Origin of the sequence: Rothia mucilaginosa, from assembly GCF_901875305.1 — a bacterium.
GTDB lineage: Bacteria > Actinomycetota > Actinomycetes > Actinomycetales > Micrococcaceae > Rothia.
The window spans coordinates 412,796-435,410 of sequence record NZ_CABFLY010000001.1 but is presented as its reverse complement, the minus strand read 5'-3'; the positions used below and the strand labels follow the sequence as shown (position 1 = coordinate 435,410).

The 22,615-nt window shown below is 57.6% G+C and carries 22 protein-coding genes; 4 read left to right on the top strand and 18 right to left on the bottom strand.

Going from position 1 to position 22,615, the window contains the following annotated elements; translation table 11 throughout:
• Positions 1 to 349 precede the first annotated feature (349 nt).
• Entirely contained in the window at positions 350 to 1,831 is a 1,482-nt protein-coding gene (locus JX292_RS01890) for a sugar transferase (RefSeq protein WP_204860949.1), read from the top strand.
• Between the two features lie 230 nt (positions 1,832 to 2,061).
• On the opposite strand, the gene JX292_RS01885 is transcribed toward JX292_RS01890, so the two are convergent.
• The 3 genes from JX292_RS01885 to glmS form a co-directional block, all read right to left on the bottom strand.
• Positions 2,062 to 3,648 (bottom strand): bifunctional ADP-dependent NAD(P)H-hydrate dehydratase/NAD(P)H-hydrate epimerase, encoded by a 1,587-nt coding sequence (locus JX292_RS01885; RefSeq protein ID WP_204860710.1) that lies wholly within the window; start codon positions 3,646 to 3,648, stop codon positions 2,062 to 2,064.
• A 91-nt stretch (positions 3,649 to 3,739) separates the two neighbouring features.
• Entirely contained in the window at positions 3,740 to 4,180 is a 441-nt protein-coding gene (locus JX292_RS01880; RefSeq protein WP_204860707.1) for a holo-ACP synthase, read from the bottom strand.
• 249 nt (positions 4,181 to 4,429) lie between these two features.
• The gene (gene glmS, locus JX292_RS01875) at positions 4,430 to 6,313 is read right to left on the bottom strand and encodes a glutamine--fructose-6-phosphate transaminase (isomerizing) (protein WP_204860705.1); all 1,884 of its coding nucleotides are present in this window, start codon (positions 6,311 to 6,313) and stop codon (positions 4,430 to 4,432) included.
• Between the two features lie 194 nt (positions 6,314 to 6,507).
• On the opposite strand from glmS, the gene coaA reads away from it, so the two are divergent.
• The 3 genes from coaA (at position 6,508) to mscL (ending at position 9,034) form a co-directional block, all read left to right on the top strand.
• Complete coding sequence (gene coaA, locus JX292_RS01870; protein ID WP_204860703.1) at positions 6,508 to 7,464, top strand: type I pantothenate kinase; 957 nt, start codon at positions 6,508 to 6,510, stop codon at positions 7,462 to 7,464.
• A gap of 392 nt (positions 7,465 to 7,856) precedes the next feature.
• Positions 7,857 to 8,387 carry a M15 family metallopeptidase gene (locus JX292_RS08985; RefSeq protein ID WP_239653574.1) on the top strand — a complete coding sequence of 177 codons (531 nt, stop codon included), beginning with the start codon at positions 7,857 to 7,859 and terminating at the stop codon, positions 8,385 to 8,387.
• A 272-nt stretch (positions 8,388 to 8,659) separates the two neighbouring features.
• A complete protein-coding gene (mscL, locus tag JX292_RS01860; RefSeq protein ID WP_204860698.1) occupies positions 8,660 to 9,034 on the top strand; it encodes a large conductance mechanosensitive channel protein MscL in 375 nt (124 codons plus the stop codon).
• A gap of 163 nt (positions 9,035 to 9,197) precedes the next feature.
• Here the strand turns inward: mscL and glmM are convergent, their stop codons facing one another.
• The 15 genes from glmM to secY all read right to left on the bottom strand — a co-directional run bounded on the left by glmM (position 9,198) and on the right by secY (position 22,425).
• Positions 9,198 to 10,556, bottom strand: a complete 1,359-nt coding sequence (gene glmM, locus JX292_RS01855; RefSeq protein ID WP_204860696.1) for a phosphoglucosamine mutase — start codon at positions 10,554 to 10,556, stop codon at positions 9,198 to 9,200.
• A 302-nt stretch (positions 10,557 to 10,858) separates the two neighbouring features.
• Positions 10,859 to 11,920, bottom strand: coding sequence for a polyphosphate kinase 2 (gene ppk2 / locus JX292_RS01850; protein ID WP_204860693.1), 1,062 nt, complete (start codon positions 11,918 to 11,920; stop codon positions 10,859 to 10,861).
• A gap of 225 nt (positions 11,921 to 12,145) precedes the next feature.
• A complete protein-coding gene (rpsI, locus tag JX292_RS01845; RefSeq protein ID WP_070634861.1) occupies positions 12,146 to 12,637 on the bottom strand; it encodes a 30S ribosomal protein S9 in 492 nt (163 codons plus the stop codon).
• Positions 12,638 to 12,669: 32 nt separating this feature from the next.
• Positions 12,670 to 13,113, bottom strand: coding sequence for a 50S ribosomal protein L13 (rplM, locus tag JX292_RS01840; protein ID WP_005505035.1), 444 nt, complete (start codon positions 13,111 to 13,113; stop codon positions 12,670 to 12,672).
• Positions 13,114 to 13,460: 347 nt separating this feature from the next.
• Positions 13,461 to 14,429, bottom strand: a complete 969-nt coding sequence (gene truA / locus JX292_RS01835) for a tRNA pseudouridine(38-40) synthase TruA (RefSeq protein ID WP_204860948.1) — start codon at positions 14,427 to 14,429, stop codon at positions 13,461 to 13,463.
• Positions 14,430 to 14,570: 141 nt separating this feature from the next.
• On the bottom strand, positions 14,571 to 15,254 hold the full coding sequence (gene rplQ, locus JX292_RS01830) for a 50S ribosomal protein L17 (RefSeq protein WP_204860691.1): 684 nt from the start codon (positions 15,252 to 15,254) through the stop codon (positions 14,571 to 14,573).
• Positions 15,255 to 15,359: 105 nt separating this feature from the next.
• Complete coding sequence (locus JX292_RS01825; RefSeq protein WP_204860689.1) at positions 15,360 to 16,352, bottom strand: DNA-directed RNA polymerase subunit alpha; 993 nt, start codon at positions 16,350 to 16,352, stop codon at positions 15,360 to 15,362.
• Positions 16,353 to 16,491: 139 nt separating this feature from the next.
• On the bottom strand, positions 16,492 to 16,899 hold the full coding sequence (rpsK, locus tag JX292_RS01820; RefSeq protein ID WP_005505028.1) for a 30S ribosomal protein S11: 408 nt from the start codon (positions 16,897 to 16,899) through the stop codon (positions 16,492 to 16,494).
• A gap of 68 nt (positions 16,900 to 16,967) precedes the next feature.
• A complete protein-coding gene (gene rpsM, locus JX292_RS01815) occupies positions 16,968 to 17,336 on the bottom strand; it encodes a 30S ribosomal protein S13 (protein WP_005505026.1) in 369 nt (122 codons plus the stop codon).
• 175 nt (positions 17,337 to 17,511) lie between these two features.
• Positions 17,512 to 17,625 (bottom strand): 50S ribosomal protein L36, encoded by a 114-nt coding sequence (gene rpmJ, locus JX292_RS01810; protein ID WP_004005257.1) that lies wholly within the window; start codon positions 17,623 to 17,625, stop codon positions 17,512 to 17,514.
• Positions 17,626 to 17,749: 124 nt separating this feature from the next.
• Positions 17,750 to 17,971, bottom strand: a complete 222-nt coding sequence (gene infA, locus JX292_RS01805; RefSeq protein ID WP_005505018.1) for a translation initiation factor IF-1 — start codon at positions 17,969 to 17,971, stop codon at positions 17,750 to 17,752.
• A gap of 342 nt (positions 17,972 to 18,313) precedes the next feature.
• Positions 18,314 to 19,531, bottom strand: coding sequence for a 23S rRNA (adenine(2503)-C(2))-methyltransferase RlmN (gene rlmN / locus JX292_RS01800; protein WP_204860688.1), 1,218 nt, complete (start codon positions 19,529 to 19,531; stop codon positions 18,314 to 18,316).
• Positions 19,532 to 19,599: 68 nt separating this feature from the next.
• A complete protein-coding gene (gene map, locus JX292_RS01795) occupies positions 19,600 to 20,436 on the bottom strand; it encodes a type I methionyl aminopeptidase (RefSeq protein ID WP_204860687.1) in 837 nt (278 codons plus the stop codon).
• Positions 20,437 to 20,557: 121 nt separating this feature from the next.
• Positions 20,558 to 21,121, bottom strand: a complete 564-nt coding sequence (locus tag JX292_RS01790) for an adenylate kinase (protein WP_204860686.1) — start codon at positions 21,119 to 21,121, stop codon at positions 20,558 to 20,560.
• On the bottom strand, positions 21,118 to 22,425 hold the full coding sequence (secY, locus tag JX292_RS01785) for a preprotein translocase subunit SecY (protein ID WP_204860685.1): 1,308 nt from the start codon (positions 22,423 to 22,425) through the stop codon (positions 21,118 to 21,120). Before secY ends, JX292_RS01790 begins: the two co-directional genes overlap by 4 nt.
• Positions 22,426 to 22,615 lie beyond the last annotated feature (190 nt).

The window sequence follows — 22,615 nt, the reverse complement described above, 5'->3', positions numbered from 1 at the left end:
CATCTGCCGCGCTTTGTGATTGATTTCATTACTGTGGGCAACAGATATCGCCTTTGTTCCTAGAGACGGAAGACCCATAAACCCGTAGAATAGTTTACGGAACACGTTGTTGCGCTTTTTGCTCGATACAACGCTCCAATAGGCGCCTCACCAGCGCCTTTACCGTAATCCCTGCCAACATTTACTCAGCACGGTTACTGTTCACTCATTCAACAGACAAAGACAAGAATACGGCTCCTTGCACCGATATTTAGGGGTAAACGTGCCTATTCGCCGCTCTCTGTCCGCAGCACAGGACAAATTTCCGGGGAAGATTACACCGTTGAAAGTACAAGATCGTCTCAAAAAAATGTGGGGCGCAGACTTCGTCGTTCGGCGAAGTTGGCACCCGAAGGTTCAGCGCGCCCTCTACCTGGGTGACCTTGCGTCTATCACCCTAGCGGTTCTCGCTGCCCACCTCATTCGTTTTGGCTTAGAAAACGCAGACCTGCCCTATGTCAACGTCTGGCCCATTAATATTCTGGACGGCCGAGTGCCCGCTCTGGATTACATTTTCCTGGGCGTCGGCATGGTTATCGGCTGGTGGATTATCCTTCAGCTCAATGGCTCTCGTAGCCTGCGCATCATGGGCCTTGGCACTGAGGAATACCGTCTCATTACACGCGGCACCACCTATTTCTTCTGCGGGCTTATTATTCTGGCGTTCTTCCTCAAGATTGACGTCACCCGCATGTACCTGTTGATTGCTTACCCGCTGGGTCTTCTCTTTCTGCTCATTGAGCGTTGGATGATTCGTCAGGGCCTGGTGCGTTCCCGTATCCATGGTCGTGCATTGACTCGCGTCATGATTATTTCTGATGTGACGACCGGCCAGCACCTGTACAAGAATCTGGAGGGTGTGGTTGCTTCCGGCCTCTCCCCCGCCGCGTTCTATCTGCCTGGTTTCACTCCCGGTACTACCGTGGCCGGTGCGCCGATTCCGGTGCTTGGCTACAGCACCTCTCCGACCGACATTATGGATGCCATTCGTGATAACGACATTCACATGGTCGCCGTGACGAACGGTCATCACCTGAGCCCGGATCAGGTGCGTCTGCTGGGTTGGAAGCTCGCGGATGCCCATATCTCGCTGATTATGGCTCCCGCTACGACCGACATTGCTGGCCCCCGTATGCATATGCAGCCGTTGAACGGCCTGCCGCTGGTGCACGTGTCGACCCCGCGTATCACCGGTCTGTCGGCGTTCTTCAAACGTGTCGTGGACGTTGTTGCTTCGGGCCTGGGTCTGATTCTGTTGTCCCCGTTGTTCGTGGTGGTTGCGCTCATGGTTAAGCGTGATGGCGGGCCGGTATTCTTCTTGCAGAGCCGTGTGGGTCTGAACGGTGAGCTTTTCAAGATGGTGAAGTTCCGTTCCATGCGCACCGATGCTGAAGAGGTCAAGAAGCGCCTCATGGAGCAGAACGAAGGTAATGGCGTGCTCTTTAAGATGAAGGATGACCCGCGCATCACCCCCGTCGGCAAGTTCATTCGCAAGTACTCGATTGACGAGCTACCCCAGTTGTGGAATGTGTTCATCGGCGATATGTCACTGGTGGGACCCCGTCCCCCGCTGGTGGAAGAGGTTGAGCAGTACGAGGACATCGCGTACCGTCGTCTGCTGGTGAAGCCCGGTATTACGGGTCTGTGGCAGGTGTCGGGCCGTAGCGATCTCTCGTGGGAGGAGTCGGTTCGCTTGGATCTCTACTACGTTGAGAACTGGTCTCTGACTGGCGACTTCATCATTCTCCTTCGTACCGTCCGTGCGGTCTTTGCGAAGGAAGGCGCATACTAAGATACGCTGTGGGTTTTCTTCCACTGAGTGTATGTCGCTCTAGAGAGGTTGTCCCGGCACAGGCAACTTCGGCATTATGCGCTGAACAATAAAGCATGTTGAAGGGGCGTGAATCCATTGTTAATGGGTTCACGCCCCTTTTGTGCTCATCTGCCACATTCAAACCGGATTTGAGAGCCCAACCTCTTTGGGTGGAGGGCTTCTTGAGAGCTTCTTCTGGGTTGCGAGGGCTAGTCGGCGAGGAGTCGCGCGATTACCTCGGGCAGCATCTGGGCCACGCGGGTAGCGGGTGCGGGCCCATCCAGGGGGCCCGTAGCGTTTCCGGTGACGCTGGCTCGGGCGGCCTGCCCGTGCAGGTAGACGGCCAGGGCGCCTACTGCGGAGTAGGTGCACACTTCGACGGGCTCGTCGCTGGTGTTAAGCACGGCGATGGTCTGGGCCAGCAGAGCGCCGTAGATACCGGTGAGGGTGTCTCCGCTACCGGCGGTGGCCAGCCAGGGGGTTCCACCCGCCACACTGTAGGTGGCACCGTTGGGAGCCGCGATAATCGTGTATCCACCTTTGAGCATGACGGTTGCACCGGAAAGCTCGGAGGCGGCACGCGCCCAGCGGAAGGGCTCGGCGTCGATATCGCGGCGGCTGGGTACGATGGCATCCCCCAGATGTGTAGCCCAATCACCGGGGGCAACCTGATGCACAATACGCAGGAACCGTTCAAGCTCGCCAGCGTGCGGGGTCAGGATCTTGTGCGGGCCGAGGCGCTTGCCGGTGGCCAGGTATTCAGCGGCCAGGTCGCAGGCACCGGCGTCCAGAATAGCGGGCTCCGGTGCGTGTAGCAGGTGGCGGTTCTTATCCAGCGAATCGTGACCGGCCCCGGAGCCACCAGCCCATACGGTCACCCTCTGTACGGCGGGGGTTCCTGAGAAGTAGACCGCTTCGGGGTTGTGGGCAATCATGAGCTGGCGTAGCTCATGGGAGTTCGTGCCAAAACGCACCATGCCCACGCCGCAGTTGAGCGCAGCGCGCACACTCATCAGAGCTGCGCCAGGGTATTCGAGGCTGCCGGTGAGCATACCGAGCACCCCGCGAGTGTACTTATGGGAGTGGGCGTTGGGAACCTCGAGGGTATCGCGGAAGTCCTGCCGTTCCATGACGCGCATAGCGGGCTTGAAGCGATTGAGGGCTTCCGGCACGCCCAGGGTGTAGAGCTTTACGTCGCCGGCGTACTCACTGTGGATGGTTCCGAGCGGTAGCTTACGGCCGATGAAGGTGACGGTGCGGTCAGCGCGCAGGACGGGTTCGTGCACGGTACCTCGGTTATTGTCGATGCCGGAGGGGGTATCGACGGCAAGCACCCGGCCGAGGCGCCCCTTCTTCTGGGTTGCGCACAGGGTACGTAGGAACTCCCCTGCTTCTCCTCGAACGGCCCCGCTCGAGCCGGTTCCGAGGATACCGTCGATGATGAGGTCGTAATCTTTTACATGCTCCAGGGCCTTAGCAGGGTCGAGCACGCACGTTCCTTCACCGCCTTCGCGAGCGATGAGCTCAAGGTTCTTTTCGTTGGATTCAAAGACCACGGCGTCCACCTTGTACCCGCTAGTACTCAGTCGAGCACCCGCGTAAACGGTGTCGGACCCGTTGTTGCCCGGGCCAACGAGCAGTAGCACAGAAGCACCCTGTCGGCCGTCCAACAGGTCGATGGCTTCGGTGGCGACCGCATCGGCGGCACGTTGCATGAGGTAGCCATCGTAGTCGGGCGCCTCGATGTAGGGCTTTTCCGCATCGCGAATCTGGGATGCGGTGTAGATGAGCTTCATTGCTGTCTCCTTAGTGGCGACGGATGGACCAGGGTGCCGCGGGGCGCGGCGAGTGGATTCTGGGATTGACGAGGGTGCAAAGAATCTTCTTCTATGCTTCGTCGGCGGAGGTTTCGGTGATGACGCTGAGCCGGTAGCTTTCGGGGTTGAACTTCCGCAGGTGCTCCAGCTCGGCGTCACTCAGATACTCTGCGGTAGCGATGGCGATAGCCATGGGCTCGTCGTGAGTGAGCGAAAGGTGGATGCGGTTGATTCCGAGCTCTCGGGCGCGGCGGGCGATGGTGCCGCGAATAATGAGGTAGGGCTGCCCGCTTTCGGCGGTGGCGACTTCGCAGTCCTGCCAGTTGAGTCCGGCGGGCGCTCCGAGGACCTTGGCAACGGCTTCCTTAGCGGCGAATCGTACGGCTTGGGAACGCACGTTGCGGCTTCGCTCGTTGGGGGTGAAAATGCGGCGTACGAAGGCCGGTGTTTCGGTAATAATCCGCTCGAAACGCTCAATATTGACGGTATCTACGCCGATTCCCATAATCATGAGGTGCCTCTTCCCTTGGCAGGTACTACGGCCGCGGTCGTTGCGGCTTCTCTTGTTTTAAGTCTAGCGAGCTTCCACGCTTCTGCGCGGCTAAGCGTCAAATATGACGCGTTTCAAGTCTTCTGATGTTCCTGCTCGGTTCCTCCGCGCGTTTCCTGTGCTCATCGTTGGGATAAACGCAAAGGGTGGTGGTTGGGTTCCCGAGGGAACTCAACCACCACCCAAGCGAGCATCGTTCGAACCGTGCGGTTACTCCACGGTCACGGACTTTGCGAGGTTACGCGGCTGGTCAACGTCCAGGCCCTTAGCCTCAGCCAGTGCACAGGCGAAAATCTGCAGGGGCACGGTGGCCAGCAGCGGCTGCAGCAGCGAGGGGCATGCCGGGACGGTGATGAGGCGGTCTGCATAGGGCTTGACTGCTTCGTCGCCTTCCTCGGCGATGACGATGGTGAAGGCGCCGCGAGCGCGCACTTCCTGGATGTTGGAGACGACCTTGCCGTGCAGGGAGTCGCGGCCGGTTGCGGAGGGAACCACAATAATTACGGGCTGACCCTCGTCGATCAGAGCGATCGGGCCGTGCTTGAGCTCGCCTGCGGCGAAGCCCTCTGCGTGGATGTAGGTGATCTCCTTAAGCTTGAGAGCGCCTTCCATTGCGACGGGGAAGCCCACGTGGCGGCCGAGGAAGATAACGGAGGAGGCATCCTTCATCTCGACGCCCAGTTCCTTGACCGGTGCATCGTTGCCGATGACCTTCTGAATCTTCTCAGGCATCTGCTGCAGCTCGGAGAGAATCGAGGCGATTTCATCCTTGTACTTATTACCACGCAGCTGTGCCAGGTATAGGCCGAGCAGGTATGCGGCGGTAATCTGTGCCAGGAATGCCTTGGTCGAAGCCACTGCGATTTCGGGGCCGGCGTGGGTGTACAGCGCGGCGTCGGATTCGCGGGGCAGGGTCGAACCGTGGGTGTTGCAGATGGAAATAACCTTTGCGCCCTGTTCGCGTGCGTGACGCACAGCCATCAGGGTGTCCATGGTTTCGCCGGACTGCGAGAGAGCCACAATCAGGGTCTTCTCGTTCACAATCGGGTCGCGGTAGCGGAACTCGTGGGCGAGCTCAACCTCGGTGGGGATACGGCACCAGTGCTCGATGGCGTAGCGTGCCACCTGGCCCGCGTATGCGGCGGTACCGCAGGCAACCACGATAATCTTGTCGATCGAGCGCAACACCGAGTCGTCGATGTTCAGCTCGTCAAGAGTCAGGTTACCGTTCTCGTCAAGGCGGCCCATGAGGGTCTGTTCAACGGCGGTGGGCTGCTCGTGGATTTCCTTTTCCATGAAGGAGTTGTAGCCGCCCTTTTCAGCTGCGGCGGCGTCCCACTCGATGTGGAAGGGCTTGCCCTCGGCGGGGTTGCCTTCGAAATCGATAATCGAGTAGTCGGTTGCGGTGATGGTCACAATCTGGTCCTGACCCATCTCCACGGCTTCCTTGGTGTAGTCAATGAACGCGGAGACGTCCGAACCGAGGAAGTTCTCATTACGACCCAGACCAATCACCAGCGGGGAGTTGCGGCGGGTTGCCACGACACGGTCCGGGTGGTCGGCGTGGATAGCCAGGATGGTGAAGGCACCCTCGAGGCGGTTGGAGGCAATGCGCATGGCCTCGGTGAGGTCACCGGTACCGAGCTTGTTGTAGATGCTTGCGATAGTTGCAGCAGCTACCTCAGTGTCAGTCTGAGAAGTGAACTCCACGCCTTCGGCGAGCAGCTCGGCGCGCAGTTCTGCAAAGTTTTCGATAATACCGTTGTGGACGACGGCAAGACGGCCGTTATCAACAACGTGGGGGTGAGCGTTGACGTCGGTGGGTCCACCGTGGGTTGCCCAACGGGTGTGACCGATACCAATCTGGGATTCCGGCAGGGGGTGTTCCTTAACCTCGTTCTCGAGGTTCAGGAGCTTACCTGCCTTTTTACGGAATTCGATACCGTCGGGGCACACCAGTGCCACGCCGGCAGAGTCATAGCCGCGGTATTCCTGACGGCGCAGACCTTCGAGGACCACATCGTATGCGTTGTGATCAAACTTGTTACCGTCCGGAGCAGTGTCCAGACCTACATATCCTACGATTCCACACATGCTATAAGTTTATCTCATGCTTCAGGCCATCCGCGCAGGATGAAAATCTGTTATTCATCACGTTGAGACTTATTTTTCCGCACTTCTTTTTATTCTCTTTTATCCTATAGTCGCCTTTTCCTTTGGGGCTTTCTTCCCAGGATTTTAGGCAACTGCATTTTCCAGAAGAGCTCAAAGTTCGTACACTTATATAAATGAGCTCTGCATCGTATTTTTCCGGTGATGATCGTTTCATGTGCCTCGATCGTTCTCGCTGGTCGCACCTAGCCGATGAGATTTCCGTTCCCCTCAGCGCAGAGGAGATTGAATCCCTGCGCGGCCTGGGCGAGACGGTTGATCTCGAAGAGGTTCAGCGTATCTACCTGCCGATTTCACGCCTTCTGAACCTTTACGTCACCGCGGCATCTTCTCTAAACCATATGACGAATGATTTTCTGCATCTGTCGCAGCGTCGGGTGCCATTCATTATCGGCGTAGCAGGCTCGGTCGCGGTCGGAAAATCAACCACGGCACGTATTCTCCAGGCGCTTTTGAGCCGCTGGCCTTCCACCCCGAACGTTCAGTTAGTGACGACAGACGGTTTTCTCTACCCCAAGGCGGAGCTACAGCGACGCGGCATTATGCACCGCAAAGGTTTCCCTGAGTCTTACGACCGCCGGGCCCTACTGGAATTTGTGTCGCGTGTGAAGGCGGGTGCAGAACGCGTCACAGCGCCGAAATACTCGCATCTGTACTATGACATCATCCCCGACGAACGCATTGAGGTGACGACCCCGGACGTCCTCATTCTCGAGGGTTTGAACGTCCTTGCGCCTTCACACGCAGAAGGCCCGGAAACTTCCGATCTGACGCTCAGCGATTTCTTTGATTTTTCCATCTATGTGGATGCGCATACCGAGGATATTGAACGCTGGTATGTCGACCGTTTTCTGGCTCTACGTTCTTCCGCTTTTACGAATCCCGAATCCTATTTCAAGCGGTATGCCGAACTTAGTGATGAGCAGGCAGCAGAAGTGGCAACCGGCATTTGGAAAAGCGTGAACGAGCCAAACCTCGTACAAAACATCTTGCCTACCCGTGCTCGCGCCCACCTTATTCTTCAGAAGGGTCCCAAGCACACGGTGGATCAGGTGCTTCTACGCAAGAATTAGCCCATTCCGCATAGCACGATACGTACGAATAATTGTCTTCAGGAGCCCCCGTGGAATCTCACCCGCATCATCACTATTCTTCGTCTCTTCACAGGGTCATAACTCGCCGTGCAGTTCTGAGCGCGGCAGTGGGTTCTGCCGGTGCGGCTTTACTGGCAGCCTGCGGCGCCCAAGGTGCTAAGGGCCATTCTGCGTCTTCTACGGGCTCATCTCCTACCTCGTCGCCGAGCGTTTCTCCCTTCACCTCACCCTCTGAAAGCCCCGCCACCCAGACCGCGAGCGCGACGCCGACCGGCTCCCCATCGGCATCGAAGGCCGCTTCTGCCTCTCCGGCGGCCGCTCGTCCAAGTGTGGAGTCATCGCCCGAGTCTTTGCAGTGTCTGGTGAATAAGATGCGTCCCTTCGCCCGGAAGGATTGGGCACCGAGTGATCTGGTGGATTTTGAGGGTCAGCAATTGCGAGCCGAAGCAGCGCAGGCCGCACGAACCATGATGGACGCGGCTAAGGCTGAGGGTGTCACCCTCACGGTCTCAAGCGCATACCGATCCTACGCGGTGCAGCAACAGACCTATCAGCACTGGGTCTCGGTCAATGGCCAAAAGGTGGCGGATCAGCTCTCGGCTCGCCCCGGTTATTCGGAGCATCAGACCGGACTTGCCATTGATTTTTCTTCTCCCGAGGGATGCCGTCTGGAGGAGTGCTACGAAGACACTCGGGCTGGACGCTGGCTGGCAAAGAACGCTCAAAACTACGGGTTTATCCTCCGTTTCCCCAAGGGCCAGCAGGCCGTAACGGGGTATCTCTTTGAGCCTTGGCATTATCGCTATTTAGGGAAGGACCTCACCGCCCGGTACGTTGCTTCCGGAGCCAACACCTTGGAGGAGTTCTTGGGAACCGGCGCTGCCCCCGATTATGCTTCATAGGATGTTTTCTATTTTCGGCCCCATGGGAATATTCATTTTTCCGATGAGGGCCAAGGAGGCATCCGGTCTTTTCTCGCTGTTTCTAAGATGCTCTTGAGCTCTTTAAAGGCTCGTTTACTGCCGCGAGTGACTTCTTCTTCCCATTTAGTGTGCCCCAAACCTTAAGTTGAACCTCAACAACCGTATTATGTGAAGAAAAACACATACTTTACGGTGAAAATTTTCCCATAAATTGTTATTTTGAACATTGATTAGCCGCTATTCTATATCTCATGCTTAAGGGTTTTAAAGATTTTCTAATCCGCGGTAACGTCATCGACCTCGCAGTTGGTCTGATTATGGGTACCGCCTTCACCGCTGTGGTGAACGCACTCGTCCAGTCCGTCCTGATGCCCGCCATCTCGATGCTGGTGAAGTCCCCCAACTTCGACGAGTTCCTGGTCTTTGACCAGGTCAAGGTTGGCGTGTTCCTGACCGCTGTTGTTAACTTCATCCTGATCGCAGCTGCTGTGTACTTCGCAGTTGTTGTGCCCGTCCAGAAGCTGACCGAGCTGGCAGCAAAGAACAAGGTCGAGAAAGAGGAAGAAGAGGAAGAGACCGAGCTCGAGCTCCTCAAGGAGATTCGCGACGCTCTGGCTAAGAAGTAGCCTCCACACCACCTCCACTAATTTAGGCCCCCGTATCCATCAGGATGCGGGGGCCTTTTCGTGTCTGCTACACGCAATTTCAGATCTCAGTAGGCAAGGTAAAAGCCCGTGGACCGAAACAGAAAGTCGTTTCAGCCCACGGGCCCAATAAGCTATGTAAGGCTCAGAGCGCCAGTTCCTTAGCCACAACGTCTGCCAGCTGCTGAGCAACCTCATCAGCCTGCTCCTGAGTTGCAGCTTCAACCATCACGCGGACCAGGGGCTCGGTGCCAGATGCACGCAACAGCACGCGACCGCTCTCGCCCAGTACGCCTTCAGCTTCGGTCACAGCGGAAGCAAGCGCCTCATTGGTCTTGACAGCGGCACGGTCCACACCCTTGACGTTGATAAGACGCTGCGGGGTGGGCTGCATACGGGACGCCAGCTCGGAAAGAGTCTGGCCGCTATGGGCCACCTCTGCGGCCAGCTGGACACCGGTCAGCACGCCGTCACCGGTGGTAGCGTAATCGCTCATGATAACGTGGCCGGACTGCTCACCGCCCAGGTTGTAACCGTGCTCGCGCATCGACTCGAGGACGTAACGGTCACCCACCGCAGTACGCTCAAGGTTAATGCCGTGCTCACGCAGGTACAGTTCCAAGCCCAGGCTGCTCATCACGGTTGCGACGAGGGTGTCCTTGGCGAGCTTACCTTCGCGCTTAGCTGCTACGGCGAGGATTGCCATAATCTGGTCGCCATCTACCAGGCTGCCCTTCTCGTCCACCGCCTGGCAACGATCTGAGTCGCCATCGTGGGCAATACCGAGGTTTGCACCGTGCTCAACCACAGCAGCCTGCAGCTTCTCGGGGTGGGTCGATCCCACACCATCGTTGATGTTGGTGCCGTTGGGATCTACGGCCAGAGCAATCACCTCAGCGCCCAGAGCTTCAAAGGCTGCGGGAGAAGCCGCGTATGCCGCACCATTTGCGCAGTCCAGAACAATCTTCATACCGGCCAGAGGCTTATCCTCGGAGAGGGTAGAGACCAGGTGCTTCACGTAAGCTTCGGTGCCATTCTCCAAGGGCTTGACGGCACCCACGGCACCACCAGTCGGGTAACGGAAGGCCTTCTCACGGTAGACGCGCTCGATAGCGTCCTCAACGGAGTCCTCCAGCTTCTGGCCACCACGAGCCAGGAACTTAATACCGTTGTCTGCAGCGGGGTTGTGCGATGCAGAAATCATCACGCCAAAGTCAGCACCGGTGTGTGCCACCAGGTACGCTGCTGCGGGAGTGGGAACAATACCCGCGTCCAGCACGTCAACACCTGCGCTAGCGAAGCCTGCCTTCATTGCCGACACAATAAAGTCAGCCGATGAGCGGGAGTCGTTAGCAATCACGGCTCGGGGACGTACCCCTTCTTCCACCGTATCAAAGCCCAGCACAATGGAGGCCGCCTGCGCGAGCTCCAGGGCCAGGGAGGGAGTAATTACATCGTTTGCCAGACCGCGTACGCCGTCGGTTCCAAAAAGTCGTTCAGTCACCCTTTTATTTTACGATGCGCGTAAGTTTCTCTGCGGGTATACACCGCAATTTTCCGAGATGCGACAGTGATTTTCAGTGCGCTAATAGTTATTCCTCAGGTAGGCGCGAAGTTAGAGGCTTCCCCCACGCCGCTGATGATTGAAGGTTTCTCTCTCCCCCTACATAACAGAATGTCCGTTCCCGACCTACAAGGAACGGAAACGGACATTCTATATGCTGCATGGTGCGAATGGATGCCTCAGGCTCGGCCAAAAGCTCACCCTTCGAAAAGGAAAGTCCCAGCCTTTACGCCGGCCCCCGGTTACTTGACGACGGGGAAACCGTCGGGAGAATCTCCCGACTCATCTTCGAAAACATCCGATGCGGAACGAACAATCAGCGGATCCAAATCGCCCACGACTGCTTCATCCTTGGAGGTGTAGTCGAACTGGGTCAGGACGTAACGCATCGCTTCGAGGCGGGCACGCTTCTTGTCGTTAGACTTGATAACGGTCCAGGGGGCGTCACCGGTGTGGGTGTAGAAGAACATTGCTTCCTTCGCCGCGGTGTAATCGTCCCACTTGTCCAGGGAAGCCAGATCGGTGGGGGAAAGCTTCCACTGGCGCACCGGGTCGGTACGGCGGGAGGTGAAGCGTGCCAGCTGTTCCTCGCGGGTGACGGAGAACCAGAACTTGATGATGCGGATACCGGAGTTCACCAGCATACGCTCCAGGTCGGGAACTTCGCGCATGAATTCGAAATACTGTGCCTGAGTGCAGTAGCCCATGACGCGCTCAACGCCAGCACGGTTGTACCAGGAGCGGTCCATCAGAACGATTTCACCGCCGGAGGGCAGGTGCTTGATGTAACGCTGGAAGTACCACTGGGTCTGCTCGATGTCGGTCGGCTTTTCCAGCGCGACAACGCGGGCACCGCGCGGGTTCAGGTGTTCAGTGAAACGCTTAATGGAGCCGCCCTTACCGGCGGCATCGCGGCCCTCGAAGATAATCAGAATCTTCTGGCCAGTAGACTTAGCCCAGAGCTGCAGCTTCAGCAGCTCAATCTGCAGAGCTCGCTTTTCCTTCTCGTATGCCTTGCGGCTGAGCTTGGTGTCGTAGGGGTAGCCCTTCTTCCATGCCTGCGAAGTTTCGTCGTCCTTCTTATTCAGCGCACGGGTTAGCGAGGCCATCTCGTCCAGTTCTGCTGCATAGTCCTCAACAACCGAAGTGCGACGTGCCTGCGGCTTCAGGGCCTCCTTGATGGCGTGCTTCTTTTCGGCGGTGGTATGAGTGGCGGATGCGCCGTCAGTGTGGTGGGGAGCCTCAACCTGGGGAGCCGACGCAGTCTGCTCTGCGGGCTCGGTGGAGGGATTCAGCTCTGCCATGGGTTCTCTTTTCTTCCTGTCTGCTTTGACGTTTTAACTCTACCGGCAGGCGCACAATGTACCAAACGTAACAGTTAGGAGCACCCTATAGCCCTTATAGATGAAGCCGGACAAGAGCTAGCGGCAAAACACGTCATCATTCAGCCCGCAGATTTTCACTCCAGGTACGCAAAACGCCCCGCTCTCCAGAGAGAGACGGGGCGTACGCTTCGTAAAAACCAGCGATTAACGCTTGGAGAACTGCGAAGCCTTGCGTGCCTTCTTAAGACCAGCCTTCTTACGCTCAATGACGCGTGCGTCACGGGTCAGGTAGCCAGCCTTCTTCAGTGCGGGGCGGTTGTTCTCGCGGTCAATCTCGTTCAGTGCACGAGCAATACCCAGGCGCAGAGCACCTGCCTGGCCGGAGGGGCCACCACCGTTGATGCGTGCGATGACGTCGTATGCACCCTCAAGCTCCAGGAGCTTGAAGGGCTGGTTGACGTCCTGCTGGTGCAGCTTGTTGGGGAAGTAGTCGTCCAGGCTACGGCCGTTGATGGTCCAGTTGCCGGAACCGGGCACAACGCGAACGCGTGCCACTGCTTCCTTGCGGCGACCAACTGCTGCGCCTGCAACAGTCAGGGCCGGGCGTGCTGCCTTAGCCGCTGCGGGGGCAGCGGACTCCGAGGTGTAGCTGGTCAGCTCTTCCTCGACTACGATCTGCTCTTCGTTCTGAGCCACGATTTCTCCTATTGTTTCTTCGTAGGCCCGAATTACTGGGCGACCTGGTTGAATTCGTAGGTCTTGGGCTGCTGTGCCGCGTGCGGGTGCTCGGGGCCAGCGTAGACCTTCAGCTTCTTGAGCTGCTGTGCAGCAAGCTTGTTCTTGGGCAGCATGCCCTTGACAGCCTTCTCAACCGCACGAACGGGGTTGGTCTCAAGCAGCTCTGCGTAGTTCACGGACTTCAGACCGCCGGGGTAACCCGAGTGACGGTACGCACGCTTCTGCTCAAGCTTTGCACCGGTCAGGGCGACCTTCTCAGCGTTCACGATGATCACGAAGTCACCGGTGTCAACGTGGGGAGCAAAAGTCGGCTTGTGCTTACCGCGCAGCAGGATAGCGGTCTGGCTTGCGAGGCGGCCGAGAACAACGTCGGTGGCGTCAATGACGTGCCACTGGCGCTCGACTTCGCCGGGCTTAGGAGTATAAGTGCGCAAAATATTGGCCTTTGTCTCGAAATGTACATACGGCGCTTAGTTGGGTATCGCGCCTTTTACTTACGTGCATGACGAACACCCGGGTGAGGACCGAGCTGCCGCCCGTTCCACCCGTACTCTAGACCGCCTTAACGTCCTGCAACTAGACAGCGGTTAGAGCGCGCTCGGGTAGAACACGCACAACATATCAAGACTATACAGGACACGAAGTGCTTAATCCACCGCCTCCGCCTTAAAAATCAGGGTTTTTAGCTTTAAACACGTTTTAAATCTCACTCGTGTAATTCAGACGGGGATTTTAAGGCCCGACAGCCTCATTAAGGGGTACTCCCCCACGCTACATACCGTCAGCCCAGCTCACTTTCCTCACGTCGAGAGCGAGCCCTCTCAGCCTGCGTTCCGTATAGCTCAGGATGCGGGTAGTAAATCTCAGCCAGAGCCAAAGCGTGCGGAGGCGCCAACGTTAAGGAAGCCTCACGCCCAGGGTTCTCAATCCGCTCACGCAGCCAAACCCCATCGCGTTTGCCCGTACCATACAGAACCAGGGCACCAACGAGGGAACGCACCATATGGTGGCAAAAAGCGTCAGCAACCACTCGCACCTCGATAATCCCGTTGTCGTTGCGAGTAAAGCTCAGCTCCCGTAGCTCACGGATCGTGGTCGCGCCCTCGCGCGGTTTGCAGAAAGAAAGGAAGTCACGCAGACCTAATAGTTGAGTTGCGGCCTCATTAAGCTGCTTACAATCCAACGGCTCTGCAACAGCCCAGGTATAGGTGCGGTGCAGAGGGTTTACGCCGTTGGCGCTCCCGTCAGCAATGCGGTACACGTAGCGGCGACCCGTGGCTGAAAAACGCGCATCAAAGTCAAAAGGCACCTCAGTTACCGAATGCACCTGAACCGCCCCCTGCAAAATACCTGTAAGAGTTTTCGGGAGTCCGAGACGCTCCTCCGCGTCATAAAGACAACGCCGCAGAGCACCCTGCAAGCGACGGACCAGCGCAGGAGCCGGATCATCGTCCCCAGTACGTCCCTTTAATCGATCCCAGTCGACTTCAGTCAAGTCGCAGTGCACAGTCTGGGCCTCGGCGTGAACTCCGGCGTCGGTCCGACCGGCGACCACCACTCGATGCGGGCTACGCAAAATAAGCTCCAATGCACTCTCGAGCACCCCTTGCACAGTAACCAAGTGCGGCTGAGCGGCCCAGCCACTGAAAAGAGAACCGTCGTAGGCACAATCGATGCGTACACGGTGCGCAGCCACTTGAGGCCTTTCGGCAGAGCTGTTTTCGAGTATGCCCTCTGATATGTTGAGCATGGGTGCCTTTCGATGGTCGGTGCGTTCGTGGGAGGAGTTCCAGGATGCGTTGGTCAGGTGCAGATACGCCAATCCGCCGCCCGCAGAAGCGGACGGCGGATCAACAATATTTAGGCTAGGCCTACGTCAGAGGAATCCTGATTACTTGGAAACCTTCTGAGCTGCTGCGCCACCTGCGGGGGCGTAACCTGCAGCCTCTGCCGACTCTGCAGAGTCGAACCAGATCTCAGCCTTGGTGCTGGAGTACCAGCGGGAACCGGGCACGTGGTACTTCATGGAGTCGGAGTTACCCTTAACCTCGAAGCCCTCGGGAGCCTCGCCGGATTCCAGGGGTGCGTGGGAACCGGCGGGCAGACCCTCAGCAACCTCAGCCTTGGGGGCCTCAGCCTTGGGGGCCTCAGCCTTAGGAGCCTCTGCTGCCTTCTCAGCAACCTTGGTTGCCTCAGCAACGGCGCCCTTGGATGCTACGGGCTCCATCACGAGCTCGATAACAGCCATGGGAGCGTTGTCACCCTTGCGGTTACCAATCTTGATGATGCGGGTGTAACCACCGGGGCGCTCTGCCATTGCGGGAGCAATGACGGTGAAGAGCTCATGCACGACGGACTTGTCGGCGATGGAACGCAGCACGCGACGGCGAGCAGCCAGGTCGCCCTTCTTACCGAAGGTGATGAAACGCTCAGCCACCGGACGCAGGCGCTTTGCCTTGGTCAGGGTGGTGGTGATGCGCTTGTGCTGGAACAGCTGCGCCGACAGGTTGTTGAGCATGTGGCGCTCGTGGGTCGGGGAACCGCCGAGGCGGGGACCCTTAGTGGGAGTAGGCATATTTATTTCTCCATAGTTGCGTTCCCTAACGCCCCAACAGCGGAGCCTCTTAGGGAATCAAGTTTGACTGATCCCGGGGGAACCGGGTGAACTATTCGGCCGAAATTATTCGCCGGAACCGTCTTCGTCATCAAGCGGGCGTGCGGCAGGCTCAAAACCGGGAGGGGAATCCTTCAGAGCCAGGCCGAGCTCGATGAGCTTTGCCTTGACTTCATCAATGGACTTAGCACCAAAGTTACGAATGTCCATCAGGTCAGCTTCACTGCGGGTCACGAGCTCACCCACGGTGTGGATACCCTCGCGCTTAAGGCAGTTGTAGGAGCGGACGGACATGTTCAGGTCCTCGATCGGCTGAGCCAGATCAGCGGCCATAGACTCGTCGGCGGGCGACGGGCCAACTTCGATACCCTCAGCAGCAATGTTCAGCTCGCGGGCCAGGCCGAAGAGCTCGACCAGGGTGCTGCCGGCAGAGGCAACAGCGTCACGCGGTGCGATGGCTTCCTTGGTCTCGACGTCCAGGGTCAGGCTGTCGAAGTCGGTGCGCTGCTCAACACGGGTTGCGTTCACGCTGAAGGTAACCTTCAGAACCGGAGAGTAGATGGAGTCAACCGGGATACGGCCAATCTCGCCGTCGCCGACCTTGTTCTGTGCAGCGGTCACGTAACCGCGACCACGCTCAATAACCAGCTCAGCGTTGAAGTTTGCCGAGGCGTTCAGGGTTGCCAGGTGCAGATCCGGGTTGTGAATCTCCACACCGGCGGGAACCTCGATGTCGCCTGCGGTCAGTTCACCTTCGCCCTGCTTGCGCAGGTAGGCTACGACGGGCTCGTCGTTCTCAGAAGAGATGGAGAGCTTCTTGATGTTCAAGATGATCTCGGTGACGTCCTCGGTCACGCCGGGAACAGTGCTGAACTCGTGCAGTACACCATCGATGCGGACGCTGGTAACAGCGGCGCCGGGAATGGAGGACAGCAGAGTACGGCGGAGGGAGTTACCCATGGTGTAGCCGAAACCGGGCTCCAGAGGCTCGATGGTGAAGCGCGAGCGGTTGGGCGCTACGACCTCTTCAGTCAGAGTGGGGCGCTGTGCAATGAGCACTTTGTTTCCTTTCGGTGAGCTCCGCTATATGAGCCCACAGGTTGGGGAAAACATATCTTAGGAAGCAGACGGGTGTCTGTGCTCTCCGGGTGCATCTCCAAACGGAGCACACCCGTCGAGAGATTAGGTCGAAACCTAATTAGACGCGGCGACGCTTCGGAGGACGGCAACCGTTGTGTGCAACGGGGGTAACGTCCTGAATCGAACCGACCTCGAGGCCTGCAGCCTGCAGGGAACGGATTGCGGTTTCGCGGCCGGAACCGGGGCCCTTAACGAAGACGTCGACCTTGCGGACGCCGTGCTCCTTGGCGCGGTTTGCAGCGGCCTCAGCAGCCAGCTGAGCGGCGTAGGGGGTGGACTTACGGGAGCCCTTGAAGCCCATGTCGCCAGCGGAGGACCAGGAAATCACTGCACCGGTGGGATCGGTGATGGAGACGATGGTGTTGTTGAAGGTCGACTTGATGTGAGCCTGACCAGCAACGATGTTCTTGCTAACCTTGCGGCGGTTGGTCTTACGAGCTGCCGCAGCGCGAGTCTTGGGAGGCATTTTTGATTCTCCTACAAAGGTTTACTAATACGTTGGCCGGGTAAGAATACCCAACAAAGCAACGTGTCTTACTTCTTCTTACCTGCGACGGTACGCTTCGGGCCCTTACGGGTACGTGCGTTGGTCTTGGTGCGCTGACCGTGAACCGGCAGGCCGCGGCGGTGACGCAGACCCTGGTAGGAGCCGATTTCGACCTTGCGGCGGATGTCAGCTGCAACCTCGCGGCGAAGATCACCTTCAACCTTGTAGTTGCCTTCGATGAAGTCACGAAGTGCCACGAGCTCCTGGTCGGTCAGGTCCTTGACGCGGGTGTCAGGGTTGACGCCGGTAGCAGCGAGGGTTTCGTGTGCACGGGTCTTACCCACGCCGTAGATGTAAGTGAGAGCAACTTCCACGCGCTTTTCGCGGGGAATATCAACTCCAGCGAGACGTGCCATACTGGCTTCTCCTTGTTGTTTTCCAGAGGTCTATAGCATCACTGCCCGGATTGTTCTAACCCGGTCCCCGGCCTCTGAGTCCGGAGGTATCCGAAGTCACCCATTGAGGTGTCGCTTCGGAGCGGTGCCTATGACAATTCCGCCCGTGGGCGGCTATGAAGTCAGCTACTAGGGATTAGCCCTGGCGCTGCTTGTGGCGCGGGTTTTCGCAGATCACCATGACCACACCGTGACGGCGGATCACCTTGCACTTATCGCAGATCGGCTTAACGCTCGGCTTGACCTTCATCGCATTCCTTTTGATTGCAACTTGATTACTGGCGAGATAAGAGGTTCCCTCACTTACGTTGGGGAACTATTTATCCCTTTGAACACGATTTAAACGCCGCCAGAGGGCGACGTTTATCTCGGGTTTACTTGTAACGGTAGACGATACGACCTCGGGAAAGGTCGTAGGGGCTCAGTTCCACTACCACTCGGTCCTCAGGCAGGATTCGAATATAGTGCTGACGCATCTTGCCCGAGATGTGTGCGAGAACCTTGTGGCCATTATCCAGCTCAACACGGAACATCGCGTTGGGCAGAGCTTCAACCACAGAGCCTTCGATCTCGATGACGCCGTCTTTCTTAGCCATATCCTCCGCTAACGTCGGTGCCCGAAACAGATGCTCCGGACAAATGTATCTTCTGTTTATGAGCTCACCTAGGTGAGATGCAGGCGTTTTAAGACGCACTTCACATCGGCATAAACAACCAACTCTTAACTCTACGGCAAATCATCTTTAAAAACAACCGTGATATTTATGGCATCTAGCACTTAACCCACAGCCCAAAGAAGCCAGGCATCCCGCGCATCACAAATCCATAGAAGACAAAAGGGCGGCGCCCCTCCCCCACTCGGCTTTATCCCGAGTAGTTCTCAGAAAACGCCTTGACACCTTCCAAGGGTGAAGGGTACCGCCCTGTACACACAGCTGCTACTCTTCTTCCTTAGCGGCAAGCTGGCCACAAGCACCATCAATATCAGAGCCACGAGTATCACGAATCGTAGTCGGAATACCATGAGCTCGCAGGCGCTCCACGAAGTTCTGCTCCACACCCTTACGAGAAGCCGTCCACTTCGAACCGGGAGTCGGGTTCAACGGAATCGGGTTCACATGCACCCAACCACGGCCGCGCTGCGCCAGCTTCTTACCCAGCAAATCGGCGCGCCAACCCTGGTCATTAATATCGCGAATCAGCGCGTACTCAATCGAGATACGACGACCGGTCGTGCGGTAGTAGTCGTAGGCGGCATCCAGAGTCTCATCGACCTTCCACCGCTGGTTAATCGGAATCAGTTCGTCGCGCAGTTCATCATCCGGTGCATGCAGGGACAGAGCCAGAGTGATGGGTAGCTTCTCCATCTCGAACTTACGGATACCCGGAACCAGGCCCACGGTCGACATCGTCAAACCGCGCGCCGAGATACCCAACCCCTCCGGAGCCGGATCAATCAGACGGTGGATAGCACCCATCGTCGACTTGTAGTTAGCGAGCGCCTCACCCATACCCATAAACACAATATTGGAAACGCGCAGAGGACGGGTATCTTCGCTACCTCCCTCGGCTTCCTCAAGGCCCTTCATCTGCTTCAGGTAGCGGGCACCGGCCACCACCTGCTCCACAATTTCAGCGGTGGAAAGGTTGCGCGTCAGGCCTTGCTGTCCGGTGGCGCAGAAGGGGCAGTTCATGCCGCATCCTGCCTGTGATGAAATACACATGGTCACGCGGTTGTCGTAACGCATAATGACCGACTCGATCAAAGCGCCGTCAAAGAGGCGGTGCACCACCTTGATGGTATCCCCACCGTCAGCCTCCAGCGTGCGCACCGGAGTCAGCAACCGGGGCATGGCCTGTGCAACCATCTGTTCGCGTTCCTTGGCGGGCAAATCAGTCATCTCTGCGGGGTCGGTCACCAGACGCTCAAAATAGTGCTTCGACAGCTGGGAGGCGCGGAAAGGTTGGTAACCCAGTTCCTTCAGAAACTCGCGGCGACCGGCCATATCGAAATCCGCAATATGCTTCGGCGGCTTCGTACGGCGCGGAGCTTTGAGAGTAATCTGCCCAGGCTTGGGGCGGGTGGTGGAGATTTCTACCGGCACCTTCGTCGAGGTGGACTCGGTCTTCTCGCACCCGGTAAGAGTTTCGCTCATGGAGCTTCTTCCTGTGTGGTTGATGCTTGAGATGCGTCGCGCGGGCTTGCTGCCCGCCGGCGACTATATTAGGCGGGGATAGGCACGGGGGTGATGCCGAAACGAGCCAGCTCGCTTGCGCCACCATCTTCTGCAGTCAGGACCCAGATTCCGTCACTGTGTACGGCCACAGAGTGCTCCCACTGGCAGGCGTCGGAACCGTCCACCGTCACGACCGTCCAGTCGTCCGAGAGAACCTTAGTCTCGATGGACCCGGTGACGAGCATCGGTTCGATAGCAAGGGCCATACCGGGTTTGATTCGGGGCCCCAAGTCACGCACCGCATAGTTCAGAACATCGGGTGCCATGTGCATCTGCGAACCGATGCCGTGGCCCACGTAGTCTTCAATGATGCCGTACTTATCGCCGTACTCCTCGGTGACATACGCCTCGATAGCCAGGCCGATTTCACCGACCTTCTTTGCCGTAGCCAATGCGGCAATACCGTGCCACATAGCTTCACGAGTTACGGCGGACAGCTCAGCGCGGGCTTCGCTCGCATTGCCAATCAGGACGGTACGCGCCGAATCACCATGCCACTGACGGTTGGTGGCGGGGTCAATCACGTACGCACCACCATCAATCGAAAGGATATCGCCGTCCTTCAGAACGTAGTCGCCGGGGATACCATGCACAACCTCGTGGTTGACGGAGGTGCACACAGTAGCCGGGTAATCGTAGTACCCGTAGAAGTTAGAGGTGCCTCCCAGCTCCACCATGGTGCGCTCGAAGGCGGCGTCCACCTCGGCTGTGGTTACGCCGGGGCGTGCGGCGACGACAGCCGCATCAAGAGCGCGGCTGGTGATGACCCCAGCACGGGCCATCTGCTGAAGCTGTGCGTTGGTTTTGATTTCGACTCGTGCCACGATGCGGCTCCTTCTGGGTTGAGGGCTACATGCCCAAGCTTAGAACTCTACAGACAGCACTGTACCCCCGCAAGTCTCTGTGATGCATCAAGCACCACAATCGCGGGGGTACAGCAAAGGGTTACTTCAGTGCGTCGAGGATACGCTCGGTCACCTCGGCGATTTCGCCCAGGCCGTTCACTTCCTTGACGATACCGCGCTCACGGTAAACCGCAATCAGCGGTGCGGTCTCTTCTTCATAGACCTTCAGACGGTGACGAATGACCTCTTCGTTGTCATCGGTGCGGCCCTGCTCAGCGGCGCGGTTGAGCAGACGCTCAACCAGCTCGTCATTGTCGGCAACCAGCAGCAGGACGCGGTCAATCTTCTCGCCTTTGGCTTCCAGGATGGAGTCAAGCTCGTGCACCTGCGCGGTGTTGCGGGGGTAGCCATCCAGCAGGAAGCCGTTGGAGACGTCACCCTCGTCCAGGCGGGCACGCACCATGTTGTTGGTGACGGAGTCGGGGACCAGGTTGCCGGAGTCGATGTACGACTTCGCTTCCTTACCGAGCTCGGTCTCTTCCTTAATATTCTTGCGGAAGATGTCGCCGGTGGAGATGGCGGGAATCTTCAGTGCTTCAGCAATCTTGACGGCCTGGGTACCCTTACCGGCACCGGGAGGGCCAACGATGAGCAGACGGTTCATCGGAGCAATCCTTCGTAGTTTCGTTGTTGGAGCTGGGCGTTAATCTGCTTGAGAGTATCAAGACCAACACCCACCACGATCAGCAGCGACGCGCCACCGAACGGGAAATTCTGGTTTGCGTTGAAGAGAATCAGCGCAACAAGAGGAATCATGGAGATGACACCCAGATAAAGCGCACCGGGCAGGGTGATGCGGTTAAGCACATAGCTGAGGTAACGCTCGGTCGGCTTGCCCGCACGGATACCGGGGATAAAGCCACCGTACTTCTTCATGTTATCTGCGACCTCAACCGGGTCAAAGGTGACCGCCACGTAGAAGTAGGCGAAACCAATAATCATGAAGAAGTAGAGAACGATGTACAGCGGGTGGTCGCCACGCACCAGGTACGCATTAATCCAGTTCACCCAGTCCGGCGGGGTTGAGCCGTTGGTGGGGGTGTTGAACTGGGCCAGCAGTCCGGGCAAGGTCAACAGGGAGGAGGCAAAAATCAGCGGAATCACGCCAGCCATGTTGACCTTCAACGGGATGTACGTGCTGGTTCCGCCGATAGTGCGGCGACCAATCATACGCTTGGCGTACTGCACTGGGATACGGCGGACCGACTGTTCCACGTACACCACGGCAAGCATCACGACGAGGCCGATACCGCAGACGGCTGCAAAGATTCCCCAACCGTGGGTTCGCTGAATGGAACCCAGAGCGTTCGGGAATGAGGAGGCGATAGAGGTGAAAATCAGCAGAGACATACCATTACCCACGCCGTGCTCGGTAATCTGCTCACCCATCCACATGATGACGGTGGTACCAGCACACAGGGTGACGATGATGAGCAGAATGTGCATCACGTCGTCCTGCGGAATGATACCGGGGCAGTTGCCCAGCAGAACGCCGGAGCGCGCCATCGAGACGATGGTGGTAGCGTTCAGCAATGCGAGGGCGATGGTGAGGTAACGGGTGTACTGCGTTAGCTTTGCCTGACCTTGAGCGCCCTCTTCATGTAGCTCCTGGAACCGCGGGATGACCACACGCAGCAACTGAATGATAATGGACGCAGTAATATACGGCATCACGCCGAGGGCAAAGATTGACAGCTGCAGCAGTGCACCACCGCTGAAAAGGTTCACAATATCGTAGACACCGCCACTGGTAGTGTTGGATTCAAGACACTGTTGCACGTTTCCATAGGAAACACCCGGTGCGGGGATAAAGGTACCCAAACGGTACAGCACAATCATTGCCAGGGTAAACAGCAGCTTACGCCGCAAATCGGCAGTCTTAAAGACTCGCCCCACTGCGCTCAGCACATGTCCTCCTGTAAATCTCTGGGCGCCCTTCCCCCTCAAAGAGTTTTAGGGCGCAGTAAACACATCTTCCAGTCTATCGTGTTTAGGCGGGCGAAAGATAACTTCTCACCAGAATATGCACGTTTTATATTCTTCTAGCGTGATTTTTACCTCCTAGGCCCTGTTAAAGCACCCCATCTAACCTATATAT

Coding starts and splice junctions, on each gene's coding strand:
- JX292_RS01890 (WP_204860949.1), top strand. CDS start 350: ATGTGGGGCGCAGACTTCGTCGTTCGGCGAAGTTGGCACCCGAAGGTT.
- JX292_RS01885 (WP_204860710.1), bottom strand. CDS start 3,648: ATGAAGCTCATCTACACCGCATCCCAGATTCGCGATGCGGAAAAGCCC.
- JX292_RS01880 (WP_204860707.1), bottom strand. CDS start 4,180: ATGATTATGGGAATCGGCGTAGATACCGTCAATATTGAGCGTTTCGAG.
- glmS (WP_204860705.1), bottom strand. CDS start 6,313: ATGTGTGGAATCGTAGGATATGTAGGTCTGGACACTGCTCCGGACGGT.
- coaA (WP_204860703.1), top strand. CDS start 6,508: ATGAGCTCTGCATCGTATTTTTCCGGTGATGATCGTTTCATGTGCCTC.
- JX292_RS08985 (WP_239653574.1), top strand. CDS start 7,857: ATGCGTCCCTTCGCCCGGAAGGATTGGGCACCGAGTGATCTGGTGGAT.
- mscL (WP_204860698.1), top strand. CDS start 8,660: ATGCTTAAGGGTTTTAAAGATTTTCTAATCCGCGGTAACGTCATCGAC.
- ppk2 (WP_204860693.1), bottom strand. CDS start 11,920: ATGGCAGAGCTGAATCCCTCCACCGAGCCCGCAGAGCAGACTGCGTCG.
- truA (WP_204860948.1), bottom strand. CDS start 14,429: ATGCTCAACATATCAGAGGGCATACTCGAAAACAGCTCTGCCGAAAGG.
- rplQ (WP_204860691.1), bottom strand. CDS start 15,254: ATGCCTACTCCCACTAAGGGTCCCCGCCTCGGCGGTTCCCCGACCCAC.
- rpsK (WP_005505028.1), bottom strand. CDS start 16,899: ATGCCTCCCAAGACTCGCGCTGCGGCAGCTCGTAAGACCAACCGCCGC.
- rpsM (WP_005505026.1), bottom strand. CDS start 17,336: ATGGCACGTCTCGCTGGAGTTGATATTCCCCGCGAAAAGCGCGTGGAA.
- rpmJ (WP_004005257.1), bottom strand. CDS start 17,625: ATGAAGGTCAAGCCGAGCGTTAAGCCGATCTGCGATAAGTGCAAGGTG.
- infA (WP_005505018.1), bottom strand. CDS start 17,971: ATGGCTAAGAAAGACGGCGTCATCGAGATCGAAGGCTCTGTGGTTGAA.
- rlmN (WP_204860688.1), bottom strand. CDS start 19,531: ATGAGCGAAACTCTTACCGGGTGCGAGAAGACCGAGTCCACCTCGACG.
- JX292_RS01790 (WP_204860686.1), bottom strand. CDS start 21,121: ATGAACCGTCTGCTCATCGTTGGCCCTCCCGGTGCCGGTAAGGGTACC.